The organism is Gracilibacillus sp. HCP3S3_G5_2, from assembly GCF_052063305.1.
Lineage (GTDB): Bacteria > Bacillota > Bacilli > Bacillales > Amphibacillaceae > Gracilibacillus.
The window spans coordinates 68,606-79,057 of sequence record NZ_JBQHXU010000015.1; the positions used below are offsets into that span (position 1 = coordinate 68,606).

At 37.0% G+C, this 10,452-nt stretch carries 7 protein-coding genes and 1 riboswitch; of the genes, 6 read left to right on the forward strand and 1 reads right to left on the reverse strand.

Going from position 1 to position 10,452, the window contains the following annotated elements; translation table 11 throughout:
- Window positions 1-1,056: an ABC transporter ATP-binding protein gene (locus ACTNEP_RS18410; RefSeq protein ID WP_441163440.1), complete on the forward strand. Its 1,056-nt coding sequence runs from the start codon at window positions 1-3 to the stop codon at window positions 1,054-1,056.
- A 64-nt stretch (window positions 1,057-1,120) separates the two neighbouring features.
- Here the strand turns inward: ACTNEP_RS18410 and ACTNEP_RS18415 are convergent, their stop codons facing one another.
- Complete coding sequence (locus ACTNEP_RS18415) at window positions 1,121-1,903, reverse strand: ion transporter (RefSeq protein ID WP_441163441.1); 783 nt, start codon at window positions 1,901-1,903, stop codon at window positions 1,121-1,123.
- A 301-nt stretch (window positions 1,904-2,204) separates the two neighbouring features.
- Here ACTNEP_RS18415 and ACTNEP_RS18420 point away from each other — a divergent pair, with 301 nt between their 5' ends.
- The 5 genes from ACTNEP_RS18420 (at window position 2,205) to guaA (ending at window position 10,143) form a co-directional block, all read left to right on the forward strand.
- Window positions 2,205-3,572 carry a TrkH family potassium uptake protein gene (locus ACTNEP_RS18420; RefSeq protein WP_441163442.1) on the forward strand — a complete coding sequence of 456 codons (1,368 nt, stop codon included), beginning with the start codon at window positions 2,205-2,207 and terminating at the stop codon, window positions 3,570-3,572.
- Between the two features lie 261 nt (window positions 3,573-3,833).
- A complete protein-coding gene (locus ACTNEP_RS18425) occupies window positions 3,834-4,784 on the forward strand; it encodes an AAA family ATPase (protein WP_441163443.1) in 951 nt (316 codons plus the stop codon).
- Entirely contained in the window at window positions 4,781-6,055 is a 1,275-nt protein-coding gene (locus ACTNEP_RS18430) for a DUF58 domain-containing protein (RefSeq protein ID WP_441163444.1), read from the forward strand. The genes ACTNEP_RS18425 and ACTNEP_RS18430 overlap by 4 nt, the downstream gene beginning before the upstream one ends.
- On the forward strand, window positions 6,052-8,268 hold the full coding sequence (locus ACTNEP_RS18435) for a DUF4129 domain-containing transglutaminase family protein (protein WP_441163445.1): 2,217 nt from the start codon (window positions 6,052-6,054) through the stop codon (window positions 8,266-8,268). Before ACTNEP_RS18430 ends, ACTNEP_RS18435 begins: the two co-directional genes overlap by 4 nt.
- 87 nt (window positions 8,269-8,355) lie before the next feature.
- A riboswitch (purine riboswitch) is annotated at window positions 8,356-8,457 on the forward strand.
- 165 nt (window positions 8,458-8,622) lie between these two features.
- Window positions 8,623-10,143 carry a glutamine-hydrolyzing GMP synthase gene (gene guaA / locus ACTNEP_RS18440; protein WP_441163447.1) on the forward strand — a complete coding sequence of 507 codons (1,521 nt, stop codon included), beginning with the start codon at window positions 8,623-8,625 and terminating at the stop codon, window positions 10,141-10,143.
- Window positions 10,144-10,452 lie beyond the last annotated feature (309 nt).

Below are 10,452 nucleotides of genomic sequence, written 5' to 3' on the forward strand. Positions count from 1 at the left end.
ATGGGGGAAATCAGAATAGAAAATCTTTATAAAGCTTTTGGAAAAACAGAAGTATTGAAAGATATTAACTTAGATATCGAGGATGGTTCGTTTACCGTATTGCTGGGGCCATCTGGCTGTGGAAAGTCAACGCTGCTTCGGTTATTAGCGGGTTTAGATGAAGAATCCAAAGGAAAGATTTACATGGATGATCGTGACATAACAGAACAAGAACCGAAAGATCGCAATATGGCAATGGTATTTCAAAACTATGCTTTGTATCCACATATGACGGTGTCTCAAAATATTGAATATGGATTAAAAATTAAGAAGGTTTCCAAAAAGGACAGACAAAAATTAATCGCTGAGGTATTAAAATTAGTAGAATTAGAGGATCATTTAAATAAACGACCTAATCAGTTATCAGGTGGTCAGAGGCAAAGGGTAGCTCTTGCTAGGGCAATTGTTAAACGACCTGGTGCTTTTTTGATGGATGAGCCTTTATCTAATTTAGATGCCAAATTACGTCATCATATGCGCCAAGAGTTGATTGATTTACATCAAAAGCTTAATACAACCTTTTTATATGTAACACATGATCAAGTAGAAGCAATGTCTATGGGAACCTATATAGTTATTCTAAACAAAGGTAAAATTATGCAAAAAGGTACACCTAAGGAAATTTATACAAATCCTCAAAATTTATTTGTTGCGCAGTTCATAGGCTCTCCTCCAATAAATATTATAGAAGCAGAAGGTATCACAATGGCGATAAGACCGGAAAAACTGTCAATAATGGAAGAAAACACTGTGGGCAATAGTGAGTATGCCCTTAAAGGTGAGCTTCTATCAACGGAACAACTGGGTGGAGAAACAGTTTATCGTGTAGCGACAAAGTACGGGAAGATGAATGTTAAAACCGCTAGTAATTGGAATCACTTAGGCAGGAATGTTAAGTTATGGTTCTTCGGAAAAGATGTACTTTTCTTTGATGAGAATAATCAAAGGATGGAAGCGAATGCCTCTCATTTAGAAAATTTTCGCGCAGATTCCGAAATGCATGTAGCTTATTCTTAAAAACCCTTTAATGAATAAAAAGAAGCTCTAATGAATTAAATTTAGAGCTTCTTTTTATACTAATTTAATTCCTTTCCTGCAACATTTCTTTCAGTTCACGTATTTCTTTTCTCAATTCTTTAATCTCACTTGTGTCATCTTTGATTTCATCGGTGTCTTCTTCAATATCATCGGTTATTTTTTGAGCGTTGTTAACAATTTCACCGACGATTAAATTAATCATGATAAATGCAGATAGCACAATGAAGGTTAGGAAATAGAGCCATGACCAAGGTTCCTGTTCAAAAATTGGACGAAATATCCCGCTTGCCCAAGACTCCAGAGTGAAGATCTGGAACAAAGTCACGAAGCTTAAAAAGATATTACCAAAATATTCAGGCGCAATTTCGTGATAAAAAGATGTTCCTAAAACTGCATATACATAGAATATGAGTGACATAACCAATAGTACACTACTGATAGTAGGAATGGCCATAAATAATGCCGCGACAATTCTTCGTAAAGTTGGAATAGCAGTAATTGTGCGGAAGACCCTTAATACACGGAAAATACGTAATACACTAACATATGGGGTACTATATAGGATCAGGCTTCCAAGTACAATCACAAAGTCAAAAATATTCCAAGGATTCGAGAAAAAGCTTTTTTTCCATACAATTATCTTTAATAGTACTTCTATTGCAAAAATTGCTAGAATGATTATATCGATAACAACAAAGTAAAAATGATAGTTTTCATAAATATTCGGAAACGTTTCAAGACCAATTAATATCGCGTTAATGATAATTAGCCATGTAATAAAACGATTGAAACGTTTATCCATAATGAACGTGCTTAAAGATTTCATCCGATTTCTCCTTTAAATATCTCTAATATATCTACAAAGGTTATTGTAAAATGAAATAAGAATAAACTCAAACGTGATACAACAATATATGTAAAGTAAGCTCCAATATCCTGTAATTGTTTCTATCCAAAGTGCCGGTATTTAGCAGATAATACAGAGGATTTTTTCAAAGAAGAATGGCAATCATGATAGAAAATAGATAGTAATTTTAAAAAGTCGTTAAAATATACAAGAAATAGATGATTAATCCGATGGAATATGATAAACTATCGTCTAGTTTGTACATGAAGGAGCAAGCATTATGGCACTTTTAGATAAAATAAAAAAGATGACAAAAGAATGGTCAGCAATACACCATATCGTTATTTATTATTTATTGGCTGTTGTCATTTCCACTATTATTGTCAGTTTACCATTTCTTCATCGACCAGGTGTAGAACTGTCTTTTATTGACGCTATGTTCACTGCGGTAACGTCGATAAGTGTTACTGGCCTTACAGTTGTTACGATTGCTGATGTCTTCAATCCTGCTGGTCAAGTAGCTATAGCTGTAATATTGCATCTTGGTGGAATCGGGATAATGGCGATGGGTACATTTATCTGGGTGATACTCGGCAAAAAAATTGGCATACGTAACCGAAAAATGATTATGGTTGAACAAAATAGTAAGACACTATCTGGACTCGTTAAATTAATGTTAGAAATCTTTAAATTGATCTTATTGATTGAACTAGTTGGTGCTATTATTTTATCGATCCATTTTCTTAATTATTATGACTCCATTAGTGAAGCAATACTGCATGGGTTATTTGCTTCTGTCAGTGCAACGACAAACGGTGGTCTCGATATTACGGGGGCTTCCTTGGTCCCATTTGCAGATGATTATTTTGTGCAATTCATTAATATGATTCTAATCATATTAGGGGCTATCGGTTTTCCGGTATTAGTGGAAGTACAAGAAGTGTTAAAGGGAAGAACCCAGGCTGTTCATGACCGCCATAAATTTTCACTGTTTACTAAAATTACGACGGTAACTTTCTTTTGGTTGGTTGTGATAGGCGCACTTTTGATCTTCTTACTAGAGAAGAACGCCTTTTTTGCGGGTAAATCATGGCACGAAACGTTCTTTTACAGTTTATTCCAATCAGTTACAAGTAGAAGTGGTGGCTTGTCAACAATGGATGTATCAGACTTTTCAACAGCTACGTTGTTCTTAATTAGTGCTTTAATGTTTATAGGTGCTTCTCCAAGCAGTGTTGGAGGGGGAATTCGAACGACAACTTTTGCTATTATGCTTTTGACGATTTGGAATTATGCAAAAGGGAATTCGAGCGTAAAAGTATTCGGTCGTGAGATTCATCAAGAGGATATTTTACGATCTTTTATTGTCATTACAACAGCCTTAATGCTCTGTGTCGGATCAGTTATTGTATTAAATAAAACAGAACCATTTAGTCTGATGGAAATTATCTTCGAGGTCTCGTCGGCATTCGGTACAACAGGATTATCGATGGGAATTACTCCCGAACTATCAACTTTTGGTAAATGTTTAATTATGTGTCTGATGTTTATTGGTCGAATCGGACTTTTTACATTCCTATTTATTGTCCGCGGAGATGATACCAAGGATCGCTTTCATTACCCAACGGAACGAGTTATTATCGGATAGGATAATCCCTGGCGCTATTGCCAGGGATTTTGCTTATCTTCGTATCAATAAATCGATAAGTGATGGTTCCATGAAAAAAGAGATAATAAATATAAAGTATCCTTTTTAATAGTTCTTTTACCTCAACCTTTCTTCATTTAGAAACTATCCAAGATTTTCAACATTCGCCTAGATTAATCAGTAGGCGTTAAGGTCCTATATATAGTATAGTAATAGGTAGTAGTTGCGGAAGTGAGTAGTGAGCAGAATGGAGGCTTAAAAATGGATTATCGTAATGAAGTAGCACAGATTCTCGAAAATATAGAAAAGGTTATGATAGGTAAGGAACGTGAAGTAACACTTAGTATAGTTGCTCTGTTAGCTGATGGGCATGTATTGTTGGAAGACGTGCCAGGTGTAGGGAAAACAATGCTGGTACGTGCACTTTCAAAGTCGTTAAATTGTGATTTCAAAAGGATCCAGTTCACACCTGATTTATTGCCTTCAGATGTGACAGGTGTTTCTATATATAATCCAAAAGAAATGGAATTTGAATTCCGTAGTGGGCCTATATTTGGTGATATTGTCTTAGCAGATGAGATTAATAGAACGTCCCCCAAAACTCAGTCTGCATTATTAGAAGCTATGGAAGAAATGAACGTAACAGTAGATGGGATGACAAAGTCATTGCAAAAGCCTTTCTTTGTAATGGCGACACAAAATCCCGTCGACTATGAAGGAACATATCCGTTGCCAGAAGCTCAACTTGATCGTTTTCTAATGAAATTAAGTATGGGATATCCAAATGAAGTGGATGAGTTAGAAATGTTAAATCGGACAGATCGCGAACATCCGATTGATGCAATTCAGCCAGTTATCAGGAAGGAACAATTACTTGAAATGCAAAAAGTAGTTGATAGTCTTTATGTAGATAACACAGTGAAGCGTTATATCGTCCAATTAGTATCTGAAACGAGAAAAAGCCCCTATGTTCAACTCGGGGTTAGTCCACGAGGGTCCATCTCATTGATGAAAGCAGCTAAAGCATACGCTTATATCGAAAACCGTGACTATGTCATTCCAGATGACGTCATTTATTTAGCACCCTACGTCTTATCCCACCGAATTATATTACGGCCAGAAGCAAAGTATGAGGGGATTACACCATCCACCCTTGTTGCGCAAATATTAGATGAAATTGATGTACCTGTCCGAAAGGAATTGCATGGATGAAAAGAATGATGCGAAAAATTGTAAAAGGACTGCAACTGCTTCTTTTACTAGGGATACTATTTGTATTTGCGATGTTCCAAGGTGGTTTTGTTAGCTGGTTTTTGTTTTATAGTATGCTACCAATTATTCTCTATATGTTCGTTATCCCTTTCTATCCGATTCACAACTGGAAGGTAGAAAGAAAACTGTCAGAGCGTTATTTGCAAACAGGAGGGCATATAGAGGTAACAATTACGATTAAACGTAAGTTCCGTTTTCCTATTTTTTATTTGGTGTTAGAAGAAGAATTTCCTGAATCTCTTCGATATCAAGATATTGGTAAGAAAAAATACCAGTACCTCTTTGAACAGCAATCCTATCATCGAAGTCGTTTGCTGAAGAAAATATTATATCCAGGATTCCAAAAAGAGTTTGCTATACATTATCGAATGGAACATTTACCACGTGGCAAACATCAGCTTTCAACAATTAATTTGAGAATAGGTGATATGTTCGGTTTTGTAGATACTGAACATCGTTTTAAAGTCGCACAAGAGTTTTTGGTTTATCCAGCCATTAAGGAATTAAAGTGGAAACAACAATCTATGAGTCTAGAAGAAGGATTAATGTCCTCACATATTCATGATGAAAAGTTAACAAATGTGGTATCAGGAGTTAGAGAATATATTCCAGGGGATCGCTTTTCCTGGATTGATTGGAAAACGACTGCACGGAAAAATACTGTAATGACAAAAGAGTTTGAGCAGGAAAAGGACTCTCAAATTGTTGTAATTTTAGATGTAGCGGGCGGCTTGTCCCAATCAAAACAATTGGTATTTGAGGCAGCCGTTGAATGGACGCTATCTATATTGGAGTCCCTTCGCAAGAAAGATCAAAGGATGTCTTTTTATACATTTGGAAAAGAAGAGGTATTTTTCTCTTATAACCAGTTGCGATTCCAATTTCCGGCAGTACAAAATTATCTTGCAACGGTAGAACAGGAACAACAAATATCCTTAGCAGAACGAATGGCAACACCGATTAAGGAACTATCAAGAGGGAGTGTCGTTTTATTTGTCATTCATCACTTAGATGAATGGTTAGTAGAGCGGTTATCTAACTGGGAAAAGCAAGACTATCTATTAGCAGTCTGCTATATTATTTCAGAAAAAGAACTAGATGCTAAAATAGAACAATACATCCGATCACTTCGATTGAAGAATATTAGTGTCCAAACCGTAACGGAAAAGCAATTAATGCAAGAGCAATGGGAGGTGCAGGCGTCCCGATGAAAAAAAGAATAACCTTAGAATCTGTTTCCTCTATTATTCTATTATTAGCTGGGTTTATGTTGTTCTGGGAATGGTTACGACCGTTAGAGCAAATTACCGATACAGGTAGTGCCTATTTGTTTGTTATTTACACGGCAATCTGTTTCGCCACCTCTTTTTTTACGAAAAACCCATGGGCGAAATTCATGATCAAGTTTTTCTCACTACTATTTATTCTTGACTATTTATTTATTCATGCTTCCCTGTTATCTCGGGAATGGATACAATTGTGGGGCTCAGAGCTAAGCTTTAACCTCGGTGTAGTATGGGAAAACGACTGGGCAGCAATGACACCTCTATTCAGAAGCCTTTTATTCTTGGTATTGTTATGGGTGATGAGCTACTTACTACATTATTGGTTTACGATAGCTAATAAATTCTTTATGTTTGTTGTCTTAACTTTTATCTACTTAGCAGTACTAGATACGTATACTATCTATGATGCACAACTAGCAATGGTTAGAACGTTCATTGTTTCGTTTTTGGTACTCGGGCTTAGTAGATATGTGAAACTGATGGACAATGTTCATACACAAGAAACGAAAAAGCATGCATTGAATTGGATGGCACCAGTTGTTGTTATTGTAGTATTTGCGACATTACTCGGGGTATACTCACCTAAATTAAATCCGCAATGGCCAGATCCGGTCCCCTTTATTCAAAGTACAGCAGGTCATGTAGGATTTAATGGTGGTACGGTGCAAAAAGTGGGTTATGGTGAGGATGATTCACAATTAGGAGGTTCATTTATCCAGGATGATTCTCCAGTGTTTGAGGCAATAGCTCATGATGATATTTATTGGCGAATTGAATCAAAAGATTTGTATACCGGAAAGGGATGGGAGCGTTCAACTGAGTTAGACTTTGAGGAATTAACCAATGGAGAAATAGAGTGGAGTACATTTCAACGTCACAGGATAGAAACGGAATCATACAGTGCTGTGGTACGTACGATAGCGCAAACCCAATTGCCAAAAGTGGTCTATCCGTATGGAATTTATCAAATAACCTCACCAGGTAATGAAACATTTTTCACGGATAGCCATTCTGGTCAAATAGAATCTGAATCGTCAGAACAAATGCAAAATATGTCCTATTCAATCGAATACGATGCTCCTTCTTTTTCCATAAATGAATTGAGGAGTAATTCAGAAGAAGATCCTGATAGTATTAAGCAGCAGTATTTGCAATTACCTGATAGTTTACCTGACCGTGTACGGGAATTAGCAGCCGAAATAACAAACGGAGAGAATAATAGATACGATAAAGCACAGGCGATAGAAGGCTATTTTTCCTCGAATGGTTTTATCTATCAAATTGAAGAAGTACCTGTACCTGAAGAGGGAGAGGATTACGTTGATCAATTTTTATTTGAGTCAAAAGTAGGCTATTGTGATAATTTTTCGACATCAATGGTAGTCATGCTACGTGCTTTAGATATCCCAGCACGATGGGTGAAGGGATTCACTGGGGGTGTAGAAGCACAGGATCAGCCACCTCTTCCAAACGAATATTCTTTATATGAAGTGACAAATAATAACGCACACTCATGGGTGGAAGTCTATTTTCCTGAGACTGGCTGGGTACCCTTTGAACCTACTAGTGGATTCTCGAATCCAACTGATTTTTATTTGGAAACGAGTGGAGATGTTAACACGGAAGATTATATGATAGATGAAGAGGAGTCGGAGGAAGAAACTCAGCAAGAAACTAGTGAAGAAGAGCAGGAAGACCAAGCGCTAAACCCGGCAGAAGATGAAGGTGTGCAAAGTGGCTCCAATAGTGAAGGAGAAGGAAGCGGTTGGAATTATTACTGGATAGTCGCTGTGCTCCTTTTCATGATAATTCTAGCAACTTCCATTTACCTCAAGCGTTATCAAATAAGAGATTGGTATATGCTCAAGAAATGGAAACGATTAGTAGAAAAATTAGAAATCGAAGCAGCTTATATTTATTTACTGGAAATATTGGAAAAGAGAGGGATACATCGTAGTAAGGGACAAACATTACGACAGTACGCAGCAGAAGTGGATAAGCGATTAGGAACTTCAGAAATGTATGCTATCACATTAGCATATGAAGAGTACTTGTATCGTAATCAAACATCATCTCTTAAAGATAACAAGCGATTACAAGGCTTATTTCAGCAAATGATTGATCAAATATTTGCTTGACCTGATACGTATCGATTGATAGAATAGATAAAAATTATAGAGAGTATTTCGGTTTGTATCGTGGTACTTAATTCTGGATGCAGTTTTCCTTTGCATCACAATCACCTTCATATATGTTTGAGAATACGGCTCAAATGTTTCTACCTGAACACCGTAAATGTTCGGACTATGAAGGCAGAGGTCATGTCAGGATTTCTGCCTTTCTGCACGTCAGAAGAAAGGCAGATTTTTATTTTTAGGTAAATGAATGGTATTTCGCCTCTAAATGGCGGTAAGTTCCTTATCATTTTAAGGTGTATAGATATAAAATGGAATCAAACTGAAGGAGTGGACAACTTGGAAGTAAACAATGAAATGATTTTAGTATTAGATTTTGGTAGTCAATATAATCAATTGATTACACGTCGTATTCGTGAATTTGGGGTATATAGTGAATTGCACTCCCATCGTCTAACAGTCGATGAAATAAAGGAAATGAATCCTAAAGGAATTATTTTATCTGGTGGTCCTCACAGTGTTTATGGGGAGAACAGTTTCCGTTGTGACGAGCGTATTTTTGATTTAGGTATTCCCGTTTTAGGTATTTGTTATGGGATGCAGTTAATGACTCATCACTTTGGGGGAGTTGTAGAACGTGCTAATGAGCGCGAATATGGTAAAGCAGACATTCATGTGAAAGAGGGAGCATTACTTTTTGAAGGAACTCCAGAAAAACAAGTTGTCTGGATGAGCCATAGTGACAAAATTATCGACGCACCAAAAGATTTTGACATTGAAGCGACAAGTTCATCAACACCAGTTGCTGCTATGAGTAATAAAGAGAAGAAATTATATGGTGTACAATTCCACCCAGAAGTACGTAATACCGAGTATGGAAATGATCTATTAAAATCATTCGTATTCCAAGCATGTGATTGTGCGGGAGATTGGACAATGGCAAACTTTATCGATATGGAAGTTGATAAAATTAGGGAACAAGTCGGTGATCGTAATGTATTATGTGCGTTAAGTGGTGGTGTAGACTCTTCAGTTGTAGCGGCATTGATCCATAAAGCAATCGGCGACCAATTAACCTGTATTTTCGTTGATCACGGCCTTTTGCGTAAAGATGAAGCAGAAACAGTTATGCATACTTTCCGTGATCAGTTCCACATGAATATTATTAAAGTAGATGCACAAGAACGATTCTTATCAAAGTTAAAAGGTGTATCTGATCCAGAGGAAAAGCGTAAAATCATCGGAAATGAATTTATTTATGTGTTTGATGATGAAGCTGCCAAATTGGAAAACATGGACTTCTTAGCACAAGGAACTCTCTATACAGACATTGTGGAAAGTGGTACGGAAACTGCCCAAACAATCAAATCACACCACAATGTAGGTGGATTACCAGAAGATATGGAGTTTGAATTGATTGAGCCATTAAATACATTATTCAAAGACGAAGTACGAGCATTAGGTACAGAGCTTGGAGTGCCAGATGAAATTGTATGGCGTCAGCCTTTCCCAGGACCTGGTCTAGGTATTCGTGTGCTTGGTGAAATCACTCCAGAAAAACTAGAAATTGTGCGGGAGTCAGACGCCATCTTACGTGAGGAAATTAAAAAAGCAGGCTTAGATCGCGATATTTGGCAGTACTTCACCGTATTACCAGATATTCGTAGTGTCGGTGTCATGGGTGATGCGCGTACCTATGACTATGCGATCGGTATCCGTGCTGTGACATCAATTGATGGAATGACATCTGACTGGGCACGTATCCCATGGGATGTTTTAGAGAAGATATCAGTGCGCTTAGTTAATGAAGTAGACCATATTAACCGCGTGCTGTATGATGTGACAAGTAAGCCGCCTGCTACTATAGAGTGGGAATAAAAAATGAGAATATTTAGCTATTTACCAGGTTGGTCCTGAACGAGAGCATCGCAAATTGTTAGCCTCCGTCCATTTTCATCATACAGTGACTTAAAACGAGTTAATGGTATAGGTGATAAACACGCCCAAGCAATTGAAAATCAAGGTATTATATGTTTTGACTAAATAATAAGAAGTGAAAAATAGCCCATACCAATCGGTACCGACCCCCGAAAGTTAGAGTAAAAAACCTAACTTTCGGGGGTGTTTTTATGGTCAAATATAGTGAAGAATTTAAAGTAAAGCTTGTCACCGAGTATTTGTACGGGA